Annotated in this window: 26 protein-coding genes; 16 read left to right on the top strand and 10 right to left on the bottom strand. The window is 62.3% G+C overall.

What is annotated here, in order from left to right; genetic code table 11:
• Position 1 precedes the first annotated feature (1 nt).
• Both rpsR and rpsF read right to left on the bottom strand, forming a co-directional pair.
• Positions 2 to 253: a 30S ribosomal protein S18 gene (gene rpsR / locus KKP04_RS03545; RefSeq protein ID WP_013418619.1), complete on the bottom strand. Its 252-nt coding sequence runs from the start codon at positions 251 to 253 to the stop codon at positions 2 to 4.
• On the bottom strand, positions 250 to 783 hold the full coding sequence (gene rpsF, locus KKP04_RS03540) for a 30S ribosomal protein S6 (protein WP_215026813.1): 534 nt from the start codon (positions 781 to 783) through the stop codon (positions 250 to 252). The genes rpsR and rpsF overlap by 4 nt, the downstream gene beginning before the upstream one ends.
• 434 nt (positions 784 to 1,217) lie before the next feature.
• Between rpsF and fabD the strand changes: the two genes are divergently transcribed.
• From fabD to KKP04_RS03505, 7 genes are all read left to right on the top strand, one after another.
• A complete protein-coding gene (gene fabD / locus KKP04_RS03535; protein WP_215026810.1) occupies positions 1,218 to 2,174 on the top strand; it encodes an ACP S-malonyltransferase in 957 nt (318 codons plus the stop codon).
• A gap of 22 nt (positions 2,175 to 2,196) precedes the next feature.
• The gene (gene fabG, locus KKP04_RS03530) at positions 2,197 to 2,934 is read left to right on the top strand and encodes a 3-oxoacyl-[acyl-carrier-protein] reductase (protein ID WP_215026807.1); all 738 of its coding nucleotides are present in this window, start codon (positions 2,197 to 2,199) and stop codon (positions 2,932 to 2,934) included.
• A 228-nt stretch (positions 2,935 to 3,162) separates the two neighbouring features.
• Positions 3,163 to 3,405, top strand: coding sequence for an acyl carrier protein (locus KKP04_RS03525; protein WP_013418615.1), 243 nt, complete (start codon positions 3,163 to 3,165; stop codon positions 3,403 to 3,405).
• A 116-nt stretch (positions 3,406 to 3,521) separates the two neighbouring features.
• Positions 3,522 to 4,778 (top strand): beta-ketoacyl-ACP synthase II, encoded by a 1,257-nt coding sequence (fabF, locus tag KKP04_RS03520; protein ID WP_215026804.1) that lies wholly within the window; start codon positions 3,522 to 3,524, stop codon positions 4,776 to 4,778.
• Between the two features lie 150 nt (positions 4,779 to 4,928).
• Positions 4,929 to 6,176: an endolytic transglycosylase MltG gene (gene mltG, locus KKP04_RS03515; protein WP_215026801.1), complete on the top strand. Its 1,248-nt coding sequence runs from the start codon at positions 4,929 to 4,931 to the stop codon at positions 6,174 to 6,176.
• Positions 6,177 to 6,364: 188 nt separating this feature from the next.
• The gene (gmk, locus tag KKP04_RS03510; RefSeq protein WP_215026797.1) at positions 6,365 to 7,021 is read left to right on the top strand and encodes a guanylate kinase; all 657 of its coding nucleotides are present in this window, start codon (positions 6,365 to 6,367) and stop codon (positions 7,019 to 7,021) included.
• Between the two features lie 133 nt (positions 7,022 to 7,154).
• Positions 7,155 to 7,589, top strand: coding sequence for a hypothetical protein (locus KKP04_RS03505; protein ID WP_215026794.1), 435 nt, complete (start codon positions 7,155 to 7,157; stop codon positions 7,587 to 7,589).
• A gap of 269 nt (positions 7,590 to 7,858) precedes the next feature.
• Here KKP04_RS03505 and KKP04_RS03500 read toward each other — a convergent pair whose 3' ends face one another.
• Complete coding sequence (locus KKP04_RS03500) at positions 7,859 to 8,512, bottom strand: glutathione S-transferase family protein (protein WP_215026791.1); 654 nt, start codon at positions 8,510 to 8,512, stop codon at positions 7,859 to 7,861.
• Positions 8,513 to 8,597: 85 nt separating this feature from the next.
• Here KKP04_RS03500 and KKP04_RS03495 point away from each other — a divergent pair, with 85 nt between their 5' ends.
• Together KKP04_RS03495 and KKP04_RS03490 are read left to right on the top strand one after the other, a co-directional pair.
• On the top strand, positions 8,598 to 9,818 hold the full coding sequence (locus tag KKP04_RS03495) for a polyhydroxyalkanoate depolymerase (protein ID WP_215026788.1): 1,221 nt from the start codon (positions 8,598 to 8,600) through the stop codon (positions 9,816 to 9,818).
• A gap of 89 nt (positions 9,819 to 9,907) precedes the next feature.
• On the top strand, positions 9,908 to 10,120 hold the full coding sequence (locus tag KKP04_RS03490) for a DUF1674 domain-containing protein (protein ID WP_215026774.1): 213 nt from the start codon (positions 9,908 to 9,910) through the stop codon (positions 10,118 to 10,120).
• 59 nt (positions 10,121 to 10,179) lie between these two features.
• Here the strand turns inward: KKP04_RS03490 and KKP04_RS03485 are convergent, their stop codons facing one another.
• Complete coding sequence (locus tag KKP04_RS03485) at positions 10,180 to 10,479, bottom strand: flagellar export protein FliJ (protein WP_251133874.1); 300 nt, start codon at positions 10,477 to 10,479, stop codon at positions 10,180 to 10,182.
• 569 nt (positions 10,480 to 11,048) lie between these two features.
• Here KKP04_RS03485 and ctrA point away from each other — a divergent pair.
• Positions 11,049 to 11,744, top strand: coding sequence for a response regulator transcription factor CtrA (ctrA, locus tag KKP04_RS03480; protein WP_127075918.1), 696 nt, complete (start codon positions 11,049 to 11,051; stop codon positions 11,742 to 11,744).
• Between the two features lie 265 nt (positions 11,745 to 12,009).
• Here the strand turns inward: ctrA and KKP04_RS03475 are convergent, their stop codons facing one another.
• Positions 12,010 to 12,663, bottom strand: a complete 654-nt coding sequence (locus KKP04_RS03475) for a histidine phosphotransferase family protein (protein WP_215026771.1) — start codon at positions 12,661 to 12,663, stop codon at positions 12,010 to 12,012.
• 164 nt (positions 12,664 to 12,827) lie between these two features.
• Between KKP04_RS03475 and cysQ the strand changes: the two genes are divergently transcribed.
• The 3 genes from cysQ (at position 12,828) to KKP04_RS03460 (ending at position 16,319) form a co-directional block, all read left to right on the top strand.
• Positions 12,828 to 13,670 carry a 3'(2'),5'-bisphosphate nucleotidase CysQ gene (gene cysQ / locus KKP04_RS03470; RefSeq protein WP_371818690.1) on the top strand — a complete coding sequence of 281 codons (843 nt, stop codon included), beginning with the start codon at positions 12,828 to 12,830 and terminating at the stop codon, positions 13,668 to 13,670.
• A gap of 197 nt (positions 13,671 to 13,867) precedes the next feature.
• The gene (locus KKP04_RS03465; RefSeq protein WP_215026768.1) at positions 13,868 to 14,677 is read left to right on the top strand and encodes a DUF1134 domain-containing protein; all 810 of its coding nucleotides are present in this window, start codon (positions 13,868 to 13,870) and stop codon (positions 14,675 to 14,677) included.
• Between the two features lie 163 nt (positions 14,678 to 14,840).
• Positions 14,841 to 16,319, top strand: a complete 1,479-nt coding sequence (locus tag KKP04_RS03460) for a hypothetical protein (RefSeq protein ID WP_215026765.1) — start codon at positions 14,841 to 14,843, stop codon at positions 16,317 to 16,319.
• A gap of 73 nt (positions 16,320 to 16,392) precedes the next feature.
• On the opposite strand, the gene KKP04_RS03455 is transcribed toward KKP04_RS03460, so the two are convergent.
• Positions 16,393 to 17,154: a metallophosphoesterase family protein gene (locus KKP04_RS03455; protein ID WP_215026762.1), complete on the bottom strand. Its 762-nt coding sequence runs from the start codon at positions 17,152 to 17,154 to the stop codon at positions 16,393 to 16,395.
• Positions 17,155 to 17,414: 260 nt separating this feature from the next.
• Between KKP04_RS03455 and KKP04_RS03450 the strand changes: the two genes are divergently transcribed.
• The 3 genes from KKP04_RS03450 (at position 17,415) to KKP04_RS03440 (ending at position 21,450) form a co-directional block, all read left to right on the top strand.
• Positions 17,415 to 18,542: a TAXI family TRAP transporter solute-binding subunit gene (locus tag KKP04_RS03450; RefSeq protein ID WP_215026759.1), complete on the top strand. Its 1,128-nt coding sequence runs from the start codon at positions 17,415 to 17,417 to the stop codon at positions 18,540 to 18,542.
• Positions 18,543 to 18,752: 210 nt separating this feature from the next.
• Positions 18,753 to 21,233 carry a hypothetical protein gene (locus KKP04_RS03445; protein WP_215026756.1) on the top strand — a complete coding sequence of 827 codons (2,481 nt, stop codon included), beginning with the start codon at positions 18,753 to 18,755 and terminating at the stop codon, positions 21,231 to 21,233.
• 4 nt (positions 21,234 to 21,237) lie between these two features.
• A complete protein-coding gene (locus KKP04_RS03440) occupies positions 21,238 to 21,450 on the top strand; it encodes a SlyX family protein (protein ID WP_215026753.1) in 213 nt (70 codons plus the stop codon).
• Positions 21,451 to 21,857: 407 nt separating this feature from the next.
• Here the strand turns inward: KKP04_RS03440 and KKP04_RS03435 are convergent, their stop codons facing one another.
• The 4 genes from KKP04_RS03435 to KKP04_RS03420 all read right to left on the bottom strand — a co-directional run bounded on the left by KKP04_RS03435 (position 21,858) and on the right by KKP04_RS03420 (position 24,264).
• Positions 21,858 to 22,106, bottom strand: coding sequence for a hypothetical protein (locus KKP04_RS03435; RefSeq protein WP_215026748.1), 249 nt, complete (start codon positions 22,104 to 22,106; stop codon positions 21,858 to 21,860).
• A 188-nt stretch (positions 22,107 to 22,294) separates the two neighbouring features.
• Positions 22,295 to 22,732: a phasin family protein gene (locus KKP04_RS03430; RefSeq protein WP_215026745.1), complete on the bottom strand. Its 438-nt coding sequence runs from the start codon at positions 22,730 to 22,732 to the stop codon at positions 22,295 to 22,297.
• Positions 22,733 to 23,149: 417 nt separating this feature from the next.
• Positions 23,150 to 23,455 carry a 50S ribosomal protein L28 gene (rpmB, locus tag KKP04_RS03425; RefSeq protein WP_215026742.1) on the bottom strand — a complete coding sequence of 102 codons (306 nt, stop codon included), beginning with the start codon at positions 23,453 to 23,455 and terminating at the stop codon, positions 23,150 to 23,152.
• Between the two features lie 164 nt (positions 23,456 to 23,619).
• A complete protein-coding gene (locus KKP04_RS03420; protein WP_215026739.1) occupies positions 23,620 to 24,264 on the bottom strand; it encodes a peptidoglycan recognition family protein in 645 nt (214 codons plus the stop codon).
• Positions 24,265 to 24,476 lie beyond the last annotated feature (212 nt).

Genomic DNA, 24,476 nt, shown 5'->3' with positions numbered 1-24,476 from the left:
CCTATCTCAGCACGTAGGGCAGAAGGCCGAGGAAGCGCGCACGCTTGATGGCCTTGGCCAGTTCGCGCTGCTTCTTCGCGGACACCGCCGTGATGCGGCTGGGGACGATCTTGCCGCGCTCCGACACGAAGCGCTGAAGAAGACGCACGTCCTTGTAATCGATGACCGGCGCGTTCTCGCCCGAGAAGGGGCAGGTCTTGCGACGGCGGTAAAAGGGGCGACGCGCTCCGCCGCTCGTTCCTTGCATGCTCATTCTTCACCTCCCGCCGGAGCGGTTTCTGTCCGAGGGGGCCGCGAACCGAAACGCTGGCCGCCACCTTCGCCATCGCGCGAAAATCCGCCACGGTCGCCGTCACGGGAGAACCCGCCGCCGCCGCCGCCGCCGCCGAAGTCGCGACGCGGGCCGCGCGGGCCCCGGTCGCCGCCGCGATCGCGGTCGCCGCGTTCACGGTCGCGCTCGTCCTGCTTGCGCATCTGGATGGACGGCTTCTCGTCGAGTTCCTCGACGCGCACCGTAAGGAAGCGCAGGACGTCGGTGGAAATGCCCATCTGGCGCTCCATTTCGAGCACCGCCTGATGGGGCGCGTCGATATTGAAGAACGCGTAATGCGCGCGACGATTCTTCTTGATCTTGTAGGCGGTCGATTTCAGACCCCAATATTCGGTCTTCGACACCTTGCCGCCGTGTTCTTCGATCACGGCCTTGTAGGTGTTCATGAGACCTGTCACTTGCTGCGCCGTGACATCCTGACGCGCAAGAAAGGTATGCTCGTAAAATGGCATAACGGCCTTTCCCTGGTTGAACGAATGTCCGGCGCAGAGCCCCCGTCAAGCCTTGGAAAGGCCAGAAGGATCTTAAGCAGAGCAGAGACACGGGAACCAGCGGCGAAGCCACCTTCGTGAGACGACACCTTGGAAACGGCAAGACAAGCGCGCGTTTCTTCAGGGAATAGCCTCCCGGTTCCGTTCAGCCTCAAACCGGACGGTGGGCGCACTATAAGAGAAAGCGCGCGCCGTGCAACACCTTTGCTGGCCGGGCGGTTGTCATCGACATTTCGCGCCTGTCCGGATTAAGGAGGGCGCGAAATGGCGCGGAGGCGGTTTGATCGTGCGCCCTTGACAGCCTGCGTGGAAACGTGTCTCTGGCGCCACGAGACGTGAGCGAACTAACCCCGATCACGAACAATTTTATCCGCGATTGACGACGCGAAAACCGCATGACCTTCGCATTTACATTTCCCGGCCAGGGCAGTCAGTCTGTCGGCATGGGGCAGAATCTGGCGCAGAACTACGCTGTCGCTCGCGCCGTCTTCGATGAAGTCGACGACGCGCTGGGAGAAAGGCTTTCCGCAGTCATGTGGGAAGGCCCCGAGGCGACGCTGACGCTCACCTTCAATGCGCAGCCTGCGCTGATGGCCGTTTCGCTTGCTGCCTTCGCCGTCCTCAAAAGCGAATATGGCTGGGACGCGATCAAGCCGGTCTACGTCGCGGGGCATTCGCTCGGCGAATATTCGGCGCTCGCGGCCGTCGGCGTGTTTTCCGTGTCAGAAGCCGCGCGGCTTCTGAGGTTGCGCGGGCAAGCGATGCAGGAAGCCGTGCCGCAAGGGCAGGGCGCTATGCTGGCGCTTCTCGGCGCCGAGATCGAACCCGCGAAGAAACTCGCCGCCGCCGCCGCCGAAGGCGAGGTTTCGCAGGTCGCGAACGACAACGCGCCGGGCCAGATCGTCATTTCCGGCACCAGGGCCGCCATGGATCGCGCGGCGAAGCTCGCGCCTGAATACGGGATCCGCCGCGCCGTGCCGCTGCCGGTGAGCGCGCCTTTCCATTGCGCGCTGATGAGCCCCGCCGCCGAACGCATGGCAATCGCGCTCGCCGCGCTCGACCTCAAGGTTCCTGAAGTGCCCGTTGTGACGAACGTCACGGCGTCTCCCGTTTCCGATCCATCTCTGATAAGATCGCTCCTGGTCGAACAGGTCACGGGCGTTGTGCGCTGGCGCGAATCGGTTGCCTACATGGTCGACCATGGCGTTGCCACGCTGTTCGAAATCGGCGCCGGGAAGGTTCTGACCGGACTGGCGAAGCGTATCCGCAGCGAGGCGGACGCCCGCTCGGTGGGAACTGCGGACGACATCAAGTCCTTCGGCGACTGGTTGAAGGCGCGCGGCGAAGGCTGACGGCAAAGCGGGAATGACCCCTATGTTCGATTTGACAGGAAAATTCGCGCTCGTCACCGGCGCATCGGGCGGGATCGGCGAAGCCGTAGCGGTGGCGCTGCATGCGCAGGGCGCAACGGTGGCGCTGTCGGGCACACGCCGCGAGAAACTCGACGAAGTTGCGGGCCGGATCGGCAGCCGCGTGCATGTGCTCCCGTGCGATCTGAAGGACCGCGCGCAGGTGTCGGCGCTTGTCGGCCAGGCGGAAACCGCCATGGGCCAGCTCGACATTCTGGTGAACAACGCGGGCATCACGAAGGACAATTTGTTCATGCGCATGAAGGATGAGGAGTGGGACGACGTCATCGCCGTCAACCTCACGTCGTCCTTCATTCTCTGCCGGGCGGCGCTGCGCAACATGATGAAGAAGCGCTACGGCCGCATCGTCAACATCGCGTCGATCTCGGGCGTGATCGGAAATCCGGGGCAGGGGAATTACGCGGCTTCGAAGGCGGGCCTCGTCGGCATGACGAAGTCGCTGGCGCGCGAGGTGGCGTCGCGCAACATTACCGCCAATTGCATCGCGCCGGGCTTCATCGAAACCCCGATGACGCATGCGCTGAATGAAAAACAGACGGAGGCGATTGCTGCCACGATCCCTGCCGGCGTGTTTGGCAAGCCGGAGGACATCGCCGCCGCTGTTGTCTTTCTGGCAAGCGGGGAAGCCCGCTATATTACCGGAGAAACGCTCCACATAAACGGTGGAATGGTCATGGTCTGAGGCCGTGCCCGTCACCGGACACAAAACCTCCAGGCGCGCAAGCTGAAGATAAGGTGGAAAGAGGGTGACGATGCCCGAAAAAAGGGCTTCCCCCTCCAAAGCTTCAATGCTACCAGCCACCTCGCGCCCGGGTGCAGTCGAAAGTCGATGTGTTGCGGAATAGAAAGCTACTGTGCTTAATCGAAGTAAAGTCAGGCGCTTTATCACTTGGGGAACCGTGAGGAAAAAATGAGCGATATCTCGGACCGCGTTAAAAAAATCGTCATCGAACATCTTGGCGTCGAAGCCGACAAGGTCACTGAAAATGCCAGCTTCATCGACGATCTGGGCGCGGACAGCTTGGACACGGTCGAACTGGTGATGGCGTTCGAGGAAGAGTTCGGCGTGGAAATCCCGGACGACGCCGCCGAAACGATTCAGACAGTCGGCGATGCGATCCGCTTCCTCGAAAGCCATTCCACGAAGGCCTAGAGGGCTCGCGAGAGCGACGCATGGCGTCCCACCGTCGCGGCGGAGGTTCTTGCCTCCGACCGTTCGACGGTGAAGGCGGCACTTGCGGCCTTGGTAAGTAAAACTGGGAGGGCAGGATGCGGCGAGTCGTTATCACTGGCGTCGGGCTGGTCACGCCGGTGGGCACGGGAACCGACCATGTTTGGTCGAACATCCTCGCCGGCAGGAGCGGGGCACGTCGCGTCACCGATTTCGAAGTTTCCGACCTCGCATGTCAGATCGGCTGCTTCATTCCGCGCGGCACGGGCGCCGGGGAGTTCAACCCCGACGACTGGATGGAGCCGAAGGAACAGCGCAAGGTTGACGATTTTATCATCTTCGCCATCGCAGCGGCCGATCAGGCGCTCGCCGACGCGGGCTGGACGCCGAAGTCCGAAGAAGATCAGGCGCGAACAGGCGTCCTCATCGGCTCCGGCATCGGCGGCCTTCAGGGCATCGAAATCGCGGCGAACGTCATTCGCGACAAGGGTCCGCGGCGCGTCAGTCCGTTCTTCATTCCGGGCCGCCTGATCAATCTGGCGTCCGGTTACGTTTCCATCAAGCACGGCCTCAAGGGCCCGAACCACGCGGTTGTCACGGCCTGCTCGACCGGCGCCCACGCCATCGGCGACGCATCCCGTCTCATCGCATTCGGCGATGCCGACGTCATGGTTGCTGGCGGAACCGAAAGCCCCCTTTGCCGTCTCGCGCTCGCGGGCTTCGCGGCCTGCAAGGCGCTCGCCACGGATTTCAACAACGACCCGGAACGCGCGTCGCGCCCCTACGACAAGGATCGCGACGGCTTCGTGATGGGCGAGGGCGCGGGCATCGTGGTGCTTGAGGACTATGAGCACGCGAAGGCGCGCGGCGCAAAGATCTATGCCGAAATCGTCGGCTATGGCTTGTCGGGTGACGCCTATCATATCACCGCGCCGTCGGAAGACGGCGACGGCGCCTATCGCTGTATGGCGGCGGCGATCAAGCGCGCCGGCATGACCGCGTCCGACATCGACTACATCAACGCCCATGGCACCTCCACGATGGCGGACGGGATCGAACTCGGCGCGGTGGAACGCCTGCTCGGCAACCACGCCGCCAATGTCGCCATGTCCTCGACGAAATCGATGACGGGCCATCTGCTTGGCGCGGCCGGGGCGGTCGAGGCGATCTTCTCGGCGCTGGCCATCCGCGATCAGGTTTGCCCGCCCACGATCAACCTCGACAATCCGTCGGTCGAAACGGCTATCGATCTCGTGCCGCACAAGGCGAAGGAAAAGCGCATCGACACGGTGTTGTCGAACTCCTTCGGGTTCGGCGGCACGAACGCAAGCCTTATCCTGCGCCGGGTCGCCTGAGTGCGGCCGGGACGCAGAAGCGCGTCGCCTGTTGCGGAATGGTTTTCCCGTGTTATCGGCGCTGCTTACCGTCTTTGAGGAACGCTCTACACTCTTTCGCCATAATACGTTGCTGAATGAATCGTTGGGGTCACTGAGTAGTCTGATCACATGCCGGGCGACTTTTACAACGCGAATGGGAAGAGCCGCTACTCGAAGCACAATACCGCTTATCGCGGGCAGCGGGACTATTCCGTATTGCCGCGAAGCCCGTCCGAAGCGCTTGAGCCGGAGCGGGCACCCGAGCCGCCCGGAGGAAGCCGGGGACGCAGGCAAAGCCCCATCGTCGTTTTCCTGAACCGCTTTCTGACGTTCCTCATCGTTGTGCTGATCGCCGTCGGCGCGGCCTCCTATGTGGTGCGGCTCCAGTTCGACAAGCCCGGCCCGCTTGCTTATCCGACCGTTTTTGTGGTGCCGCGAGGCGAAGGCGTCAGCGCCATTGCACGCCGCCTCGAACAGGACGGCATCATCAACGACCGCTGGACCTTTTTCATCGCCGCGCGCTACTTCAAGGTGCACGACAAGATCAAGGCGGGCGAATACAACATCAAAGCCGGGGCGAGCCTCCGGGACGTGCTCGACACGCTCGTCGAGGGCAAGTCCATTCTCTACAGCGTCACGATTCCCGAAGGGCTGACGAGTTGGCAGGTGGTCGAGCGGCTGAAGGCCAGCCCGGATCTCGTCGGCGATATTCAGGAGCTTCCGCCCGAAGGCAGCCTGCTGCCGGACACCTACCGATTCGCGCGCGGCACATCGCGCGACGAGCTGATTCGGCGCATGCAGGGCGAGCAGAAAAAGTTCATGGATGGGCTTTGGGCGACGCGCTCGCGAGATCTCGCGCTCACGACACCCGAGCAGGTGATCAACCTCGCGGCCATCGTCGAGAAGGAAGCGAGCCGGGCCGACGAGCGCCCGCGCGTGGCCGCTGTCTACCTCAACCGGCTGAAGAAGCGCATGCGGCTCGATGCAGACCCGACCATCATCTATGGTGCCAGCGGCGGCAAGGGGACGCTCGGCCGCCCGATCCTGAGGAGCGAACTCGAAGACGGGACGAACCCTTACAACACCTACCGCAACCCCGGCCTGCCGCCGACACCGATTGCCAACCCCGGCCGAGCCGCGATCGAGGCCGTGCTGAAGCCCTCCAAGACAGCCGATCTGTTCTTCGTCGCCGATGGGACGGGCGCGCATATCTTCGCGGAGACTTACGCCGATCACCAGAAGAACGTCGCGCGTTGGCGTGCCATAGAGCGGAGCCAGCGCGAGGAAAAGGCGGCCGACCAGGCAGCCGAAGCGGTCGCGCTCGACAAGCTGCAATCCGTGGACATCCCGTTGCCACAGCGCAATCCGCATCGGTGATCGGAGAGCCGCGTCGGTGAGCGCGGCGTTTTCGCGACGCCCGGCCCGACCTCGAGGCATGCGAGTCGGGTCATGCCCGTCATCGGGCGACGGCGGCAGTCGGCTTTCTTCCACAAACTCGAACGTTCCGCTTCCAAAAAGGCCGAAGTCGCTCTAAATCCGTCTTGTGTTTCTTTGGAAAGTTCGACGTGAGCAGCGATCCGATTGCGACGCCTGACCGGCGCGGCCTTTGTCTCATCCTCTCTTCGCCGTCCGGCGCGGGCAAGACCACGCTTGCGCGGCTTCTTCTCGCCGCCGATGCATCGCTCGGGCATTCTGTGTCCGTGACGACGCGACCGGCGCGCTCGCAGGAGACCGATGGCGTCGATTACTCCTTCGTCACCCGCGACCGCTTCGAGACCATGCGCGATGCGGGCGAACTGCTCGAATGGGCCGAGGTCTTCGGCAATTTCTACGGAACGCCCGCCGAGCCGGTCAAGGCCGCGCTCACGGAAGGGCGGGACATGCTCTTCGATGTCGATTGGCAAGGCGCGGCATCCATCGCGGCGCTTCTGCCGGAAGACGCGGTGCGTGTTTTCATCCTGCCGCCGTCAGGCGAGGAGCTTTCCCGGCGCATCCATTCGCGCGGCAGCGACTCCCAGGATGTCATCGAGGCGCGGCTTGGAGGCGCGGAAGCGGAAATCTCGCATTGGGGCGATTACGACTATGTGCTCGTCAATCGCGATGTCGAGGAGAGCCTCGCCGTCCTCAAGGGAATCGTCGCCGCCGAGCGCCACAGGCGGCATCGGCAGGTTGGGCTGAAGAAGCTGATCGCGCAACTCGCGCCGCCGTCGCGCATCCGCTGAGAGATCGGCGATCCCCGCCGCCGCGGCCGCTTCATCCACAAATCTGTGTGGCAGAGCGGTAAACCCGGCGGGAGCCAAAGTTTCGCCATGAACAAGCCCAATGGCACAGGTGCTTTGTTGTCAGGGGGCTCGTTTGTGGCTTCGTCTTACGCTTCTGGTTGCTTTGGCCTTCGTCCCTCAGGGTTGCGCGCGGAAAGATCCCGCCGTTGACAGCCTGATCGGATCGGAGCCGCAGCGGCTTTCATTCGGCCCGCCTCCGCAGGTTCTGCAAACCTTCGTCGAGAAGATGAAGATGTGCTGGTTCAGCCCCGGCGAGACGCTTGACGGCTATCGCTACGAGGCGGGCGAGCGCTACCCCGGCGAAGACGTGCAAAGCCCGGAAGGGTATCCGAACGTCATGCTGTTCCAGCCGGGCGGCGGGCCGCCTCTCTTCGAGATACAGTTCCACAAGTATAACGAAAACACGCTGATCGTGACGCGCAACTATGCGATGTCGACCGAACTCAGCACGAAGGTAAAGCGCGACATCCAGCTCTGGGCGCTTCAGGGAAGCGACTGCGCAAGCTAGAGCCGGATCCGATCAGGTTGACCGAACCTGAAAAGAGACCGTTTTTACCGATCTGATTGCGATTCAATCAGATCGGAACGGGCTCTAGCGCTTACGACGCCTGAGCGGACGGCCGCGCGTTTAGATCAGCCTGCGTTTAATCGAACTCGATTTGACGCAGAAAAGCTGATCGAAAAAAGAAACCCACAGCGTCGTGCCGCGTCTGATTTGCGGCACGACGCTGTAGATCTGCGTGCCGCAGAGTTTCCTCGCGACACGCGCTCACAAGCTCAAAACTCGACGTCGAGTTCCTCGAATTCTTCCGGCTCCGCCTTCGCCGCCGCGACCCATTCTTCCATCGCGGGCCAGACCATGACCGAGCGGCAATAATCCGCGGACACGGGATCGAGCTTCACGTCGTAGGTCAGAAAGCGCGTTGCCACGGGCGCATACATCGCATCCGCAAGCGATAGCTCTCCGAACAGATACGGGCCGCCATAGGCCGCCAGACATGCGCGCCAGATCGCGGCGACGCGGTCGATGTCGGCTTGCGCGCCGTGAAACACCTTGAAGCCCGGATAATGCGCCTTGAGGTTCATCGGCAGCGCCGAGCGCAGATTGAAGAAGCCGGAATGCATCTCGCCCGCCACCGAGCGGCAATGCGCGCGCTTCTTCACATCTTTCGGCAGGATCGGGCAGTCTGGCTTCAGTTCCGCGAGATATTCCGCGATCGACAGCGTGTCCCAAATGTTGATGCCGTTATGGGAGAGACAGGGCACAAGAAACGACGGCGAAAGCAGCAGGAGTTCCGCCCTCATCGAAGGGTCATCGATCGGCACGGACACTTCCTCGAAATCGAGTCCGGCGAGCTTGCAGAGGAGCCAGCCCCGAAGCGACCAGGAGGAGTAGTTCTTGTTGCTAATTGTAAGCTGCGCCTCCGCCATGGACCATAACCTTCGCTTGTGGTTCGAACCTTGCATCGCCATTTGCGACGTCTGTGTTGCCCGTAATTCCTGCGCCAGGTCAGAAATGCTGTATCAGGCCTATCAATTCTACACGAATGCGACGGCGCCCGCGCGCAGTTTCGCGCAATTCGGTCTCAACGCGATCGCTCCTTTCGCCGCACAGATGAACGGCAAGGGCGACACGATCAGGCAATATGCGGCGGCGTGCGAATTGATCTCCCGCTCGACGCTCACGCACACGCGGCCGCCCTACGGCATCAAGAGCGTGCGCGTCGACAATCGCGACGTGGCCGTGACCGAGGAGCCGCTGGCGAAGACGCCGTTCGGCACGCTGCTGCGCTTCAGGAAGGATATCGATATCGCGCAGCCGCGCGTGCTCGTGGTCGCACCGCTGTCCGGACACTTCGCGACGCTCCTTCGCAATACGGTCGAAACGCTGCTTCAGGATCACGACGTGTGCATCACGGACTGGCACAACGCCCGCGATGTTCCGGTTTCGGCGGGCCGGTTCGGCTTCGAGGACTATATCGATCACCTGATCCAGTGGCTGCGCGTCATCGGCCCCGGCGGTCATGTGGTGGCAGTGTGCCAGCCTTGCGTGCAGGTGCTCGCCGCCGTCGCGATCATGGCGCAGTCGGGCGATCCCGCGAAGCCGCGCAGCATGACGCTGATGGCGGGGCCAATCGACACGCGCATCAATCCGACCAAGGTGAACGAACTCGCGACGGAAAAGCCGATGTCGTGGTTTGAAAGCAAGCTCATTTCGCGCGTGCCCTTTCCGCATCCGGGCGCGGGGCGGCGCGTCTATCCGGGCTTCGTGCAGCTTACGGCGTTCATGTCGATGAATATCGAGCGGCACAGGAAGGCGCATCTCGATCTGTACAAGCATCTCGCGGAAGGCGAAGACGAAAAAGCGCAGGCGATCAAGACGTTTTACGACGAATATTTCGCGGTGCTCGATCTGACGGCCGAGTTCTATCTCGAAACCGTGGCGTGGGTGTTTCAGGAAGCGCGCCTCGCGAGGGGCGAACTCACCTTTCGCGGCGAGAAGGTCGATCCCGGCGCTATCAGTCGGACAATGCTCCTCACGGTGGAAGGCGAGCGCGACGACATCTGCGCCATCGGCCAGACGACCGCCGCGCACGACCTCTGCAGGGGCCTTCGCCCGCACATGAAGCGCCATCATCTTCAGGCGGGCGTCGGGCATTACGGCGTTTTCAGCGGGCGGCGATGGGAGAGTCAGGTCTACCCGCAGGTGAAAAACACCATCCTCGCGATGGATTAGCAGCGCTTTCGCCCTGGTGGCATGCGGGCACAACCTTGCGGCCTGCTCGGGGGGTTGCGGTCGCGCGCCAAATTGCGCATTCTCGCGGCATGACAGCGGAAAACACAGCTAAAGCCGAGCCTGACGAAATAGAGATCGAGCGCCGACGCAAAGACGCGGCGAAACGCGCGCTGGCCGAAGCCGAAGCGCGCCGACTCGCGGCGGCCGAGGTGGAGAGGCCTCGCGAGATCGGCTCACGCAAGGGGCCCGAGCCCACGCGGTTCGGCGACTGGGAAAACAAGGGGATCGCGCACGATTTCTGAAGCGGCGGATCGTGCTGACGAACGGCCGATAGGTCTCTGACGCAAGTGACCGGTCGGATTTATCGGTTGCTTGCGTGGCTGCCGAGATGCTTCGGCGGCTTTCGACGGCTGCCGGGCTTGACCTGCCGCTGTGCTTCGAGATCGCCCGCCGATTCCGACAGCTTCAACTGCTCGAACGCCTCGAGCGCCTCCTGTCGCGCCCGGTCGAGCCGCTTTTCAAGCTCGGCGATGGACGACCTGAGGTTGTCGCGCCGCGTCATGGCAGCGCGGGCGAAAGTGGGGTAGGCGAAGTGGTTCACGTCGGATATCCCCGACGTCTGCTGCTCGATCTTGATCTGCTGTTCAAGATCGTTTGCCATGCGTGCAAAGTCCGCGATCATCAACTCCAGGTCGCTGACCTGCTGTCGCTTCTCCTCGTACTCAAACCGCTGGATTTGATTGGAATTAACTGTTTCCATCATACTCGTACGAGGCCCCGACTCCGGTTACGCTTCACTCAATGGGCGGTAACTTCCAGTTCCAGGCCAGTTTCCCGCAAAACCATTAACCAACCGTGAAACGTCGCCTGTTTGCAACAGCGCTCGTCTTAGTAATTCCTCAAGGAATTGGCGGTTGGATCACCCGGCGAATTGGGTCACATTATCGGTGTCGTCGATTCGTCGTTGGGGGCATTTTTGTTTGCGGCGAAGAGAGGGCGCAACCTCCGGCAGCGTTTCTGCCGAAAAGTTTCTGATTTATTCACGATCTCGGTCATATCCTTAAGCCTGCGCGCGAAATGAAGCGCGGGACACTCGTCTGCGTAGTAAGCTTAAGTTTTCTTAACCTTTCATGCGTTAATGTCGGTTCTGAAGTTAAGCTTCACGGCGCGGAAAAAACCTTGAGTCTCGCGTCATTGCGGTATACACGTGTTGCTAGCGAGGGATTCCTTATGCGGGTGCTTCTCATCGAAGACGACAGCGCAACGGCTCAGAGCATTGAGCTGATGCTGCTGTCTGAGGGTTTTAACGTCTTCCAGACAGATCTTGGAGAGGAAGGCGTCGACCTCGGAAAAATCTACGATTATGATATAATTTTACTTGATCTCGGCCTGCCTGATATCAGCGGGTACGAAGTTCTGCGCGCGCTGCGCGTCAGCAAGATCAAGACGCCGATCCTGATCCTGTCGGGTTCGGGCGGTGTGGACGACAAGGTTCGCGGCCTTGGTTTCGGGGCCGACGATTACCTGACGAAGCCCTTCCATAAAGACGAACTCGTGGCGCGGATCCACGCCATCGTGCGCCGTTCCAAGGGCCACGCGCAGTCCGTCATCCAGACCGGCAGCCTTATCGTCAACCTCGATACCAAGACGGTCGAGGTCGATGGCGCTCGCGTGCATCTGACGAGCAAGGAATATCAGATGCTTGAGCTGCTGTCGCTCCGCAAGGGCACGACGCTCACGAAGGAGATGTTCCTCAACCATCTCTACGGCGGCATCGACGAGCCCGAGCTGAAGATCATCGACGTGTTCATCTGCAAGCTCCGCAAGAAGCTCGCGACGGCGAACACCGGGCAGCATTACATCGAAACCGTTTGGGGCCGTGGCTATGTGCTTCGCGACCCGAAGGAAGAGCAGGCCGCCGCGTAACTCGCGTCGTATTTCGCAGGGGGGAACCCGCAATCCCCCCGCGCGAATCCCTCACAAAAGTTGATGGTGTTGCGCCCGATTCGGCCTGTGTCGGTGGCGTTCGAGCGCGTGTGCGTCTGATCGTGCCGGGGTGGAATGACGCCGGCCAGGCGCGTGCAGCGCCAAGCTACGGAGTCCGCGTCCGCTACTGTGGTGCGTCGATAGCGTTGGGCTGCTTCGCAAAGCCCTCTCTTCACACCAGGAAGGTTCGAAACCTTCGCGCGCCCTAACGGGGTTCGAGCGTGAACAGGATATCCTCGCCTTCCTTCAACGCAGAAAGCTTGAGCGAAGCTTCCGTCGCGAGTCGCGTGGCGTAATAGGCGATCACGATGCGGTTGTCGATGGTTCGCGTGGTGTCTCCCGCGAACACTTCCGCGACACCTTCCGGCACGCGCGCGGCACGGCCGCGGCAGAGGATGATCAGCTTGAAGCGGCTGCGCCCGGCTTTCGTCTTCGACGCGGAAAGCCCCACATAATAGTCGCCGCCGGCGGGCAATGCGTTGATCGACACGCCGAGCAGGGCCATCAGAAGCCGCGCGTGCTCCTTCTCGATCTCGGACACATTCGCCTGCCAGTGAAGGCGACGCTTGCCGTTTTCGAGGTATCGCCTTGCGACTTGCTCGATATGCTGGACCGGCACGAGCGCGCCGAGGCTCGACGACACGCCAAAGGCGAGGCGGTTGAAATCGAGCTGCGCCCATGCGGCCTTCGCGCTGTTCTGGATCAGCTCCAGCGCGTAGAAACGCGTGTCCTCGTCGTTTTCCTCTTCGAGGAGTTCGAGCCCGTTGTTGATCGCGCCGATCTGGCCCGCGAGGTCGTGGCAAATCTTGCTCGATATCAGCGCGGCAAGGGCTGTATCTTCGAGTCTCGCGTCGGTCACGATCATTCCTCCTGCGGAAGCAAGCCGCCATGCCATGCCGTTCAGGCACCATGATTTGGCCTTGCTCTTCAACCTCTCATACTAAAAAAATGCGCCATACGGCACAAAGTTACGAGTAGATCGGGTGAGACTCTCTCTTACCCTTAATCACGAAAGACAACACAGTGAGCTTCGACGCGTCCGACATACGTGAACTCGGACTTTGGGCGCTCCCTCTCGCACAGCGGGCGGGCGCCGTCATCATGGACATCTACAAGACGAGTCCCGAGGTTCGCTTCAAGGCCGACCGCTCCCCCGTCACCGATGCCGACGTTGCATGCGAACATATAATCCTTGAGGCTCTTTCCAGGCTGGCCACCGATATTCCCGTGGTCGCCGAGGAGGCGCTGTCGTGCGGCGCGGTTCCGAAGATGCGGGACCGCTTCTTTCTGGTCGATCCGGTCGACGGTACGAAGGAGTTTATCCGGGCGAACGGCGAGTTCACGGTCAATATCGCAATGATCGAGAACCATGCACCGGTCTTCGGCCTCGTTTACGCGCCGGCGTTCTCCGACTGCTATGTGACGCTGGGGCATGAGCGCGCCGTGAGGCTGAAGCTCGTGCCCGACCACAATCCCGCGCCGCGCACCGCTCACGAGTTCGCGCCCATCTCCGGCGAGCGACCGCATTCGCGCGGCTTCACGGCCATCGTGAGCCGGTCGAACCAGACGCCGGAAGCCGAGCGCTTTCTCCGTCGCATCGGCGATCCACCCTGCGCGCGCATGGGGTCGTCGCTCAAGTTCGGGGTCGTCGCGCGCGGAGACGCCGACGTCTATCCGCGCTTCGCGCCGACGTCCGAATGGGACATCGCGGCGGGCCATGCATTGGTGAACGCCGCTGGCGGGTGTGTGCTCACCGAAGCGGGCGATCCTCTCGGTTATGGCAAGGTCGACCGCCATTTCGCGAACCCCTCCTTTGTCGCCTGGCGGCGGCGCGACGTGGCCGAAGCGATGCGCGCGGCGGAGTAGCCGGAGGCGTCGGGAGAGGGCCAAAATTCGGCCTCAAATAAGCGACACCAGCGACGATGTGCTGCGTAGGGGCGATTCTGCCTTTCGCGCTTTCCTTCGGTCGCGCCCTGTTTCGCCGCGGGTTGCGGTCCGCCGCGGCAAGCGCCGCCGATAGAGACCGCCAGCGGCAGAACTGGCGATGCAACCGGATTTCCACCATGACGCGCCACAGCAGGATTTCGCTTCTCGCCCTCGGCACCGTAGCCCTTCTGGGTCTCGCGGCGGCTCACGCGACCAGCGCCGAGGCTCAGGACTACCTTCCGCCGCGGCACCATCAGGGCGAGCCGCCGCGCTCGCTGCATCCACCGCAGTCCCAGCAGCAGACGATCGGCGCGCCGCAGCAGGCCGACAGCAACAACACGGCGCAGAATACCTATGTGCCGCCGTCGAACGACAATCCCGGCTACGGCCAGCCCTACAGCGCGCCGCCCGCGCAAGGGGGAGAACAGGTCGACGGTCCCGGCGGCCCCCCGCCGCGCGAGCGCGCCACCTATTCCTCCGGCGAGATCCTCGACGCGGGTCATCGCTTCTTCGGCGGCGTGTCGGAAGGACTGGCGAAAGTGATCGAGCACGCCTTCCAGCGCTACGGGCGCCCGACCGGCTATATCCTCGGTGAAGACGCGGGCGGGGCGTTCGTCGCGGGGCTGCGGTACGGGGAAGGCACGCTTCACACAAAAATGTACCCGACACAGAAAGTGTATTGGCAGGGTCCGTCGATCGGCTACGATTTCGGCGCGGCAGGCTCGAAGACGCTGACGCTTGTTTACAACCTTACATATCCCGGACAAATTTTCGAGCGCTTCGCAGGCGTCGACGGTTCCGCCTATCTCGTCGGCGGTATCGGCATAACTTTTCAGCAACACGACGATGTCATTCTCGCGCCTATTCGCGCCGGCCTGGGGTTGCGCTTTGGGGCTAATGTCGGTTATCTCAAATATACGCCGTCGCCGACCTGGAATCCGTTCTAGGCGAAGCAGCCCCGCGTCCGGACGAATGAAGCTCGGTCCGGGCGCTTCGGCAGCCTTTTCGGTCTTCGCGCGGGATGCAGGCGGGTCAGGGGCAGGTCGGCGAGGCTGCGCTCCGTTCGTCGCCGCGCGCCGTTGAAGGCTGCAAGGAGGGGAGCCCAGTTTCATGATCCAGGCTGTCATGCTGATCGCGCTGGGATTCCTTATCGCGAGCCTCCTCGGGGTATTGCTCGCACCGTCCCTTTGGGCGCGCGCCGCGCGTCTGTCGCGCAAGAAACTCGAAAGTTCGCTTCCGCTTACCCTCTCGGAAATCGAAGCCGCGCAGGATCAGTTGCGCGCGTCCTATGCGGTCCGCATGCGCAGGCTCGAAACAGCGCTCGCCAGCGCGAAGCAGAAGGCCGCGAACCAGCTTGTCGACAATAGCCGGTTGCAGATGGAGATTGCGGGCCTCAAGGACCGCATTGCCGAACTCGACCTCCAGCTTTCCGAACGCCGAAATGCGGCGACGGTTCTCGAACAGCAGATCACGAAGCGCTTCCCCGAACTCGACGGCGAAATAACGCGGGCCAAGGCCGAATTGCATGAGCGCGGATTTGAGCTGCAAGACCTGACGAACCGGCTTGCGCGCCGCGAAGAAGAACTTGACGCTGCCGAACGCGAAGCCGCCTCCTATCAGGAAGAACTCGGCCGCCTGCGCGAGGTTCTCGAACGGAGCAGCGCGGCTGACAAGGGCGGACGCAGACTCAGGCGCGCCTCTCAATGGACGCTCGACGACTACAAGGCCGAATACGACCGGCTCAATCTCGAACTCTCGAAGCTTCGCCAGCAACTCGCGCAGCTTCAGGACCGCGACGGGCAGCAGGTCGGCGTGATAAGGGGCGAGTTGCAGAAACTCGCAGAGCTGATCATGAATTCGGCGCAGCCCCGCCCGTCGGTCCAGTCGCCGCAGCCGGAGTTGAAGGTCAGGCGCGCCGCGATCGTTTCCGAGCACCGCCGCCAGGGTACGCAAGCCCGGCCTCAGGCTCTACCGCAGGGCCAACCGGCTTCGCTGACGGCGAGAATGAGGCTCAACAGCGAGGCGGCGAACGCCGCGCAACCGGGTCCATCCTTCAACGAGCCAGCGTCCGCCGCTGTTGCAATACCGGGCGGAGACAGGGCGGAACTCGCCAAGGGCGCGAAGCCGCTTATCGCGGGGGAACCGCCCGAGCGCATCCTGAATGGCGCGGGACCGCGCGCGGCGGCAGCGCCGGCGGCTCCGGGCGAACCTGTCTTCGAAACGGCCTCGCAACCGGCGCCCATCAAAGGGGGCACGGCGGACGAGCCTCCCGGCAGGTCGCCAGACGCGAATCGCGCCGAGGCTCCGGCCATGCTTGCGGATGCGGATGCGGATGCGGAAACTCCGGCGAAGGCCGAGAAGCATGGCAAGGCTCTGGCGGGCATCGAATTCGACGACGCGGCGCTGACGCTTGCGGCGATCAACGCCGTCAATGGCGGAGTGCATGCTCCGGTCGCCACGGCGGACGTCGTCGCATCGCCGGAAGACGACGCCGAGTTTGTCGGGCCTCCCTATCTCAAGACGGGCGCGCGGACCCTTGTCGAGCGCATGCGCGTCGCTTCGGAAGAACCCGCCGAAGCGAAGGACTAGGTGACGACACTCTCATCAAATGCGAAATCGTGCGCCAGCGAACGAGTGCCAAGGTAGCCCGCTCCGCCGAAGCTCAACTCGCCGTCGACAGAATCCAGCGCCGCGTCCCCTCAAGTCCGACAGCCGTGAGCCTGTTCGACTTGAACGCATAGGTATCGAGCCCGATGCGATTCGGCAGAAGCTGCGGCTCGCGCGCGGGCGTATGGCCGTGAACCACGACGGCGCCGAAATCCTTGTTCGAGGTGAGAAACGGGTCGCGAATCCACAACAAATCTTCCTCGCACTGCTCTTCGAGCGGCACGCCCGGCCTCACACCGCCATGGACGAAGAAATAGCCGCCGACGCGAAAGCATGGCCTGAGGTTGCGATAGAACGAAAGATGGCTCTCAGGCAGGGCGTCGCGGAAGCGGGCGGAAGCTTCCTGAAGCCCGGTGGGCGTGCCGCGGGTTGCGAATTTCACGAGGTCGGCGTCGACGCCATAGGACAGCAGCGCCGAATCGCCTCCGTTCTTGAGCCAGAAATTGTCCTGGGCATCGCGAAGGAAGGATAGCAGCAGCGACTCGTGATTGCCCTTGATGAAGACGGGCGACAGGCACTCGCCCAGATCGCCGAGCAGCCTGTCCACGACCTCTTTCGAGGAGGGGCCGCGATCCACGTAATCGCCCAGAAAGACAATCATGGCAGGCAGGATGCCGCGTTCGCGCTGGTCCGCGTTGATGAGATCGAGGATGATCTCGGTGAGGTCGAGGCGGCCGTGGATATCGCCGACGGCGTAAACGCGCATTGCGCGCGGTACGCTCGCGGTCAAGCTGGTGGGGCTATCTGTTGATCGCAAGTGAAGTCTCCTTGCAATGCCAAGCCAAAGCGCGATACTCCTTCGCCCAGGCAAGGCAAAACCGTCAGCATTGTGGCACAGTTTCGCCGCTTTTCTCACTCAGTCATCTTGGTGACGAGCGGTAAGGTTTTCATGCCGCCGGCAGGTGTTTATTGTTCCCGTTCAGGTTGTCCGTCGGAGCCTCCAGGTTTCGATGGCTCCCATCACGTACAAGAGGATCCGGGATGGTGCTCAGGCTTTTAGCGACAAGCCTTCTCATCTTGTTTTTTGAGAGCGGCACCCTTTTGGCGCAGGCTCCGGCGCGTCCCAATTCTGCGGCTCAGGCAGCCGCCGCGCCCCAGACCCAGAGGTCGGCATCCGCGGGCGCGGTCGGCATCGTGACCGGCGATGTCGAGGGCACGGGCATCAGGATGGCGAGCGACCTCGCTCGCCTGCTCGACAGCGACAATGATTTGCGGGTCATTCCGATCGCCGGCAAGAGTTCGTTGCTGAATATCAGCGACCTTCTTTCGCTCCGCGCGATCGACGCCGCCATCGTCCAGTCGGACGTGCTGGCGTACTTCCTGAAGACCGGCAGACAGCCCAACGTGCAGACGCGCATGCTCTACATCGCGAAGCTCCATTCGGAGGAGTTTCACGTCCTCGCGCGGATGCAATTCACTTGCCTTCAGGATTTGAACGAGCGCCGGGTCAGCTTCGGTCCGCGCGAAAGCGGCAGCGCGATAACAGCCGAGGCGGTGTTCGAAGGGGCGGGCATTCGACCGGACGTTCTCTATCTCGAGCATGAAGACGCAATCGACAAACTGAAGAAGGGCGAAATCGACGCGCTTGTGTCGGTGGGCGGCAAACCCTCGCGGGCGTTCGATCGAATCACCCACCGCGACCGCGTTCATTTCCTCGATGTGGAATATTTGCCAAGCCTTCAGCAGAGCTATCTTCCTGCCATTATTACGAAGGAAGACTATCCGGAACTCGTGGCACCGAATGAAAGCGTTGGGACCATCGGTGTTTCGACGGTCTTGTTCGTTCACAACTGGCATCCGCAGTCGGAACGCTTCCGCAATGTTTCCCGCTTCGCCGAGAAGTTTCTGACGAACTTCGAAACGTTGAAGGGGGGCACGTTCAACCCGAAATGGCGCGAGGTCAATATTCGCGCGCCGCTGAAGGGCTGGACCAGGTTCCAGCCGGCCGAGCGCTGGCTGGCTGCCAATGCAGCGGCGAAGGCACAAACGGTGGCTTCTCCGCAGGCGGTGTCGCAGCTGAAAACGATGCTGCAAAATTTCGTGGAGAGCCAGCGCGGCAGCGGGGCGGACGAAGAAGAGCTATTTAACCAATTCGTTCGGTGGTATCAGCAGCAGGGCACGCAGCCACCGCCGCGTCAGCGGTGATGGCGGCCCGGACCGGGCGCTAGTGCACTGAATTTTACATTTGGTTCACACCCGCTGGTGGCGCCGTCATCAAATGTAAAATTTGAACTGCACTGGAATCAATTGCTTGCTAGTGCTCTTGAAGCGCACACATTTGGCTGAGAGCGTGCAGCAGGTGGATCAAACGTATGCGCCAGAGCACTAGGCGGGATTTCCCGACAGGAGCAGATCATGCCGGAGACAGGCAAGCTCGAAGAGCACAACGAGACGGCTCCCGAGACGCTTGGGCCTCTTGTGGAAGCGACGGACGAGACCGTGACAGAGGTCGCCGACGCGCCGCCGGCGGCCGAGGCGCTTGAAGTCCAGGTCGAAGCCGCCGCACAGGACCCGGCCGATAAGGTGACAAAGACGCTCGATATGCAGCCGGTTATCGCGCTGCTGAACGAGTCGCCGGAAACTCCGGCGGGCGAGCAGGCCAAGCCCGAGGCTTCCATGCCGTCAGACGTTCCGGCGGCGGTGACGAACCCCTTCGGAGAGAGCACACTCGCAGTCGATACGCCGGATATGACCGCGGCCGACACTGAAACGATTGCGACGGAAGAGGTGACGGCATCGGATGAGGCGATCGTTATCGCGCCGACGGTCGAAGCCGATGCGTCCGATGAGCCCGCCAGCGACACGGCAATAGCCGCGCCAGACCATGAAGTCGAAGAGGAAGCAGGCGATTTCCCACCGGATCCTGCCGACTGGGATGGCATCGACGATTTCGCCGACAGCGTGGTCACCGGTCTGGAACAGGCCGGGATCGCCATTGAGCCGGAGGCTCCGGCAACGCTGCACGGCGCGCCGGTAGCCGATGCGCCCTCTCTTCCCGAAGCTGACGAAGCCTTTTTCGCCGGGTGGGGCCTCCATGCGGGCGATGCAAACGCCGCCCAGCAGGATGGCGAATCGCCGTTTGCCGAGGCGACGGCCGAGCCGGACGAAGCGACCGACGACTCGGAACAGGGATTTCAGTCGCTTTCCGAAATCGGGGTTGCCTCAGCGGCGGCGCTCGCGTCGGACAGGCTTCCGAGCAGCCAGCCGGCCAGCATTTCCGAGAAGCAGGACGAACTTGCCGACGCGGTTCAGTCGGCGTTGGAAAGCATCTACGGCGAAATCTCTTCCGGCCTTGCTCCATCAAGCGGAGGAGCGTTCGGATTCGACAGCGTGGTGGAAAGCGTCGGCACAGGCAAGCCGGAGGCGACGTCTCCCAAGGCCGCGACGGCTGAGTCGCTCTCGCCGCAGGACGTCATCCTCGGTTATTTCGACTACGAAGCGAAAACAAAGCAGGCAACGCGGTCGAGTGCCGAAGCGGCTTTCGCCCCCGCCCCCGCACCCTCCCGTTCCATACCCGACGCCTACAAGCCTGAGCCACGAACATATAATGCCGAGCCGGAACCTTACGTCGCGCCGCAATGGGCGCCGCCGCAAGGCTCGCTCTATCAGGGCGATCCATCCTATCCCGTTCCCGCCGGTGTCGTAGCGCCGACTGCGCCGCTCGCCACACAGGGCAGTTCCCGGGTTCTCGGAGCGGCGGCGATCGGACTTGTCGGAGGCATCGCCATCGCTGCGTCTCTCGCTGTGTTCGTGATCAACGCCTACGGACCGCAGCTTGCCAAGACCGCGACAGCGACCCGTGCGCCCGATGTCGCGGAACCGGGATACGGGCCACCGATCAACTTCGAAACCGAAGACCGGCGAGACCGTGCGGTGAACGTTCAAGCGGAACGGGTCCGCATAACGGCCACAGATGCAGTCGCGACACCGGGGCAGCCTGCTCCGCTTGCCATATCGGTGCGCCCCGAACGGTTACGCGATCAGGCCCTTGTCAGCATCACGGGAATGCCATCAGGCGCACGTCTCAATGCGGGCGTGGACGCGGGCGATGGAAACTGGCTCCTCCCGCCGAATCGTCTGAACGGTCTCACCATCAATCTGCCGCAGAACGCTCCGGAGACGGTGGCGCTTGCGGTCGAGATCGTCGACGCAAAGGGTCGCACGCCGCTTTCCGACCGGCAGGAGTTCAACGTACTCGCAGGAGGGGCGAAGTTCGCCGCCGCGCCGGCTGCCGACAGCTTCTCCGCCGCGGTGACCAGCAGCATGGCGATGTCAGAGATCACGGCGGGCCCGGAGTCGCAGAAGCAGCAAGCACCGGCAGCTTCTTTCAGCACACAGACCGTCTCGGCTCCGCCGCCGTCGCCTCCGCGCGGCGCGCCGTCCACGGAGCCCGCAAAGCCCGCTGCGTCCTCTCTTTCCGCACAGGCTTCACTTCCAGCCACCCCCGAACCGGAGGCGCAGACTTCGATCCCGCAGTCGTCGGCGCCCATCAGGCAGGCGGCGCTCGCGCCTCAGCCGGAACGCTTTGTCTCGCGAAATTCAACTTCGGTCACAGAGATCGAGGATCTGATTCGCGAGGGGAACAAGCGGATGCGCGAAGGCGACATCCTTCAGGCGCGGCAGTTCTATCAGAAGGCCGTGGTCTCCGGCGACCCCGAGGCGGCGCTCGCGATGGGCCGCTCTTACGACCCGATTTACTTTGCGCGCATCGAAAAGAAGAACGCGGAGCCCGACGCGGCAAAGGCTTTCGATTGGTATCGCAAGGCGATGGATGGCGGCGCGGTGCAGACGGCGAAGGTCAGGATCGAAAACCTGCAGCACTTCCTGAACGAGTAGAGGCATGGCCGCCGATAGAGATGCGCGTCTGACAGCGCTTGAGGAAACCGTGGCGCATCAGGCCCGCTCGCTCGACGAATTGTCGGATCAGGTGGCGCGGCAATGGTGCGTCATCGATTCGCTGACGGGGAAGCTCGAACGTCTGATGGTGCGCTTTCAGGCGGTGGAAGAGCAGACGCTCGGCGCGCCGCCCACTACAAAGCCGCCGCATTATTGAGGCGGCGGCCCGCCGGCGGGCGACCGCGTTCCCGCTCGAATTGGGAGAAGCCGATTCAAACGCATATCCGAGACGTGCTCCGCGATCCTGCGCATCATTGCAGGGAACCTCTCAAAGAACGGGAAGATTTTCCCAGCGCCGTGTTGTGTTCGAACTCGCGCTTTGGGCTGAGGCGAACGGGATGGGTGGCCTAACGCCGGAGCCCGTTCAGATCAGTCTGATCAGAACGGGCTCCGGGGATCCGCAAGGCCTGGAACAGCCTTTATTTCTTGGTGGCCTGATGCGCGAATTTACGTTTATTCACATCGCGGGCGGCGCACCCTCACCGGAAACGGCTCAGTCTCTTGAATGTGCGTGTTTGCCGAGAGCGTTCCGCTTCTTGTAGAGTAAACGTATGCGCCATAGCTCTAGCAGAGCAGCGCGGGACGCGCCATCGATGCGAGCCGGGACGTGTTCTTTTCGCGAGCGGCCATCTTGAGCTTGGCCGCGTAGATAGCGAGGCAATCGGAAAACTCGGACGCCTTTTCCGGCGAAAGCTGAATGAAGGCGAGCGCTTCACCGTCGCGATCCTCGATCTGGATCGTGATCTTCTTGTCGGCATCCTCCGCCCAAGCCCGAATGACCGCCGGTTCGCGCTTCGAGTGATCCTTTGTCATGTCTGCTTCCCTTTACGAGTACCTGTGCCGGCCAGCCCGATGCCAGCTACACGCAAAAGTAAGCAAAGAATGTGCCGATTCCACGTCAAAGCGTTAACCGATGCTTCATTTTCGCGTCGCCTTCGTCGCCTGAGCGAGCGGAAAGCCGCATCGCAAAATTCTCGCGCGGCTTCCGTTAGTTAGCCGAATCAGTTGCCGCTGTAGAAGGGATTCGACGGAGCCGAATTGGCGGCTTGCTGCACGGTTTGCGTGGCTGCGCGCGATCCTTCCTTCACCGTCTTGACGGTCAGCTCGCGAAGTTCTTCCAACTGGCGGCTGAAAGCTTCCATCTGGTCGCGGAGATGCGCGTTTTGCAGCTCCACGATCTCGCTGAGGTGCTTTGCCTCGGTCAGCTTGAGCGCGAGGTTGAAATTCGCGTCGGCGTTCTGACGGGTAAAGGCCGCCATCTTTTCGTTGAGCTGCTTAAGGCTGTCGCCGGCGGGTACGGAAGATGTGTCGACGCCCTGGATGAGCTTCTCGCTCGACGAGGCGAACGAGTCGAAAGCCCTCTGCGCCTGCTCGATGCTCGTCTTGAGGATGTTGCGAACGGAATCGGGAAGTTCGCCGAAATTGGGTGTATTGGTCATGTTCGTTCTCCCTTTGATTTGCCCGGCGAAGTCGAAACGGGATAATTGCCGTATTCAGCGATGGGCAGATACGGTTAATATCCTTGAATATTGAAGATATGCGTCAATTTAGCAAGCGCTCGCGGCGTTTTCTTCGGCGCGAGCGTTCGATTTTCCGTGTCGGGTTTCGGACGCGGCCGCGAACGGTGCAATGAACCGGACACTACGGGCAATACCGCTTGTTTTGATTCTCGCGCAATGCAACGCGCTGCCGACAGGGGTTGCGAGAACGGCGGACGCGGAGTGCGTGAAAAGGTCTCGCGTAAGCGAAAAAGCGCGCCGATAAAGACGCGCTTTTTACTGCGTGGATTGAATGAAAGGGCTACTGCCGCACCGATTCGACGTGTCCGCGTTGGCGCGGGACCGATCCGCGTCGTCTCAAGCGGCGGTCTCGGCCGAAGCGGCCGCGCGTGCCTTCGAAACTTCCTTCTTCAGGCGGCGAGCCTTCAGCGAAAGTTCTTCGTCGCGAGCCTTCAGCAGGAAGGCGTCGAGGCCGCCGCGATGCTCGACGGAACGCAGGGCGTTCGCGCTGATGCGCAGACGCACGCCGCGACCGAGCGAATCGCTGATCAGCGTGACATTGCAGAGGTTCGGCAGGTAGCGCCGCTTCGTCTTGATATTGGAGTGGCTAACGAGATGACCGACGAGGCCACCCTTGCCTGTGAGTTCGCACTGGCGCGACATGATCGGACCTAATATTGGAATTGGAAGTAATGGCGTGCTCGCCTAGCTTCGGTTCATGTAACGCCTGAGGCAACGCGGGTCAAGCCTCCTGTGCGCAGTGTGCGCGGCCCGCACCGGGATGAGGCGGCTTTCTGGCCAACTCTCTGGCCGACCTCGATTTCCGGCTAACGCGCCTGCACCGCGCGCACGGCCTCGCGGATTTCCTCGAGAATCGGGCGCAGATTTTTCCCCGGACAGGTCGTCTGGTCGAAATCGCCGTGCCCTGAAATCGCGCTCGCGGGGATGCCGTAGGATGCGGCGAGCCAGGTGACGAGCCGGGTCAGCGATTCGACTTCGGCCTGCGACGGCTGCTCGCGTTCGAAATGGCCCTCGACGGCGATCTGGATGCGATCCTCGTTGTCGAAGGCAGTCACACTGTTTCCGGCGAATGACAGGTCGCGACCCTCGCCGATGCGGCCCGAAACATCGATGTAATAGTGATAGGGAACATCGCCCCAGGCAGGCTTCGGCAGGAGACCAACGCGGCCGGGCTTGAATGCGAACTCTTGCAGGCCCCGCATCTTGGCTTCGAGGCTGACCCTCGGCTGCACGCGATGCGCCGTATGGTGAATGATGATCTCGGCGGGCTTCTGCGCGCTCATCAGAGCAAAATTCGGCGGCTTCGCAGCCCATGCCGCGCGCGGGACGACATCCGGCGCGAGGCTGCCGGCGAAGGCCGGAACGCCGGGGAGCGCAAAAGCGAGCACACCCGCGCAAAAGATAAGCGCACGCGTCAACAACAGCCGGTTATGGCAAGGTCTGGTGCCCAAGATTACATCCACGGAGCAGCGGCCGGTCTGCCGGTCCGGCGCGCATTGCCTTCATCTGCATCGTCTTAACAGTATCGGCATCCGGGTGAAAGGCTACCAAAGGCTTTCGCGACGAAAAAGCAAGCAGGCGTCGGAACGACACTTTCCGGGGTCTGGCGCGTTTCGTCCGCGTTTCCCGCCCGGTACGACTTTCGGAAAATCGCATACACTGT

Source organism: Rhodomicrobium sp. Az07, assembly GCF_018619475.1.
Lineage (GTDB): Bacteria > Pseudomonadota > Alphaproteobacteria > Rhizobiales > Rhodomicrobiaceae > Rhodomicrobium.
The sequence above is the reverse complement of the archived record's forward strand: the minus strand, read 5'-3'. Positions and strand labels throughout refer to the sequence as shown.

Bases quoted from the DNA above. Each gene is read 5' to 3' on its own strand.
- rpsR (WP_013418619.1), bottom strand. From the start codon at position 253: ATGAGCATGCAAGGAACGAGCGGCGGAGCGCGTCGCCCCTTTTACCGC.
- rpsF (WP_215026813.1), bottom strand. From the start codon at position 783: ATGCCATTTTACGAGCATACCTTTCTTGCGCGTCAGGATGTCACGGCG.
- fabD (WP_215026810.1), top strand. From the start codon at position 1,218: ATGACCTTCGCATTTACATTTCCCGGCCAGGGCAGTCAGTCTGTCGGC.
- fabG (WP_215026807.1), top strand. From the start codon at position 2,197: ATGTTCGATTTGACAGGAAAATTCGCGCTCGTCACCGGCGCATCGGGC.
- KKP04_RS03525 (WP_013418615.1), top strand. From the start codon at position 3,163: ATGAGCGATATCTCGGACCGCGTTAAAAAAATCGTCATCGAACATCTT.
- fabF (WP_215026804.1), top strand. From the start codon at position 3,522: ATGCGGCGAGTCGTTATCACTGGCGTCGGGCTGGTCACGCCGGTGGGC.
- mltG (WP_215026801.1), top strand. From the start codon at position 4,929: ATGCCGGGCGACTTTTACAACGCGAATGGGAAGAGCCGCTACTCGAAG.
- KKP04_RS03500 (WP_215026791.1), bottom strand. From the start codon at position 8,512: ATGGCGGAGGCGCAGCTTACAATTAGCAACAAGAACTACTCCTCCTGG.
- KKP04_RS03495 (WP_215026788.1), top strand. From the start codon at position 8,598: ATGCTGTATCAGGCCTATCAATTCTACACGAATGCGACGGCGCCCGCG.
- KKP04_RS03490 (WP_215026774.1), top strand. From the start codon at position 9,908: ATGACAGCGGAAAACACAGCTAAAGCCGAGCCTGACGAAATAGAGATC.
- KKP04_RS03485 (WP_251133874.1), bottom strand. From the start codon at position 10,479: ATGGCAAACGATCTTGAACAGCAGATCAAGATCGAGCAGCAGACGTCG.
- ctrA (WP_127075918.1), top strand. From the start codon at position 11,049: ATGCGGGTGCTTCTCATCGAAGACGACAGCGCAACGGCTCAGAGCATT.
- KKP04_RS03465 (WP_215026768.1), top strand. From the start codon at position 13,868: ATGACGCGCCACAGCAGGATTTCGCTTCTCGCCCTCGGCACCGTAGCC.
- KKP04_RS03460 (WP_215026765.1), top strand. From the start codon at position 14,841: ATGATCCAGGCTGTCATGCTGATCGCGCTGGGATTCCTTATCGCGAGC.
- KKP04_RS03445 (WP_215026756.1), top strand. From the start codon at position 18,753: ATGCCGGAGACAGGCAAGCTCGAAGAGCACAACGAGACGGCTCCCGAG.
- KKP04_RS03440 (WP_215026753.1), top strand. From the start codon at position 21,238: ATGGCCGCCGATAGAGATGCGCGTCTGACAGCGCTTGAGGAAACCGTG.
- KKP04_RS03435 (WP_215026748.1), bottom strand. From the start codon at position 22,106: ATGACAAAGGATCACTCGAAGCGCGAACCGGCGGTCATTCGGGCTTGG.
- KKP04_RS03430 (WP_215026745.1), bottom strand. From the start codon at position 22,732: ATGACCAATACACCCAATTTCGGCGAACTTCCCGATTCCGTTCGCAAC.
- rpmB (WP_215026742.1), bottom strand. From the start codon at position 23,455: ATGTCGCGCCAGTGCGAACTCACAGGCAAGGGTGGCCTCGTCGGTCAT.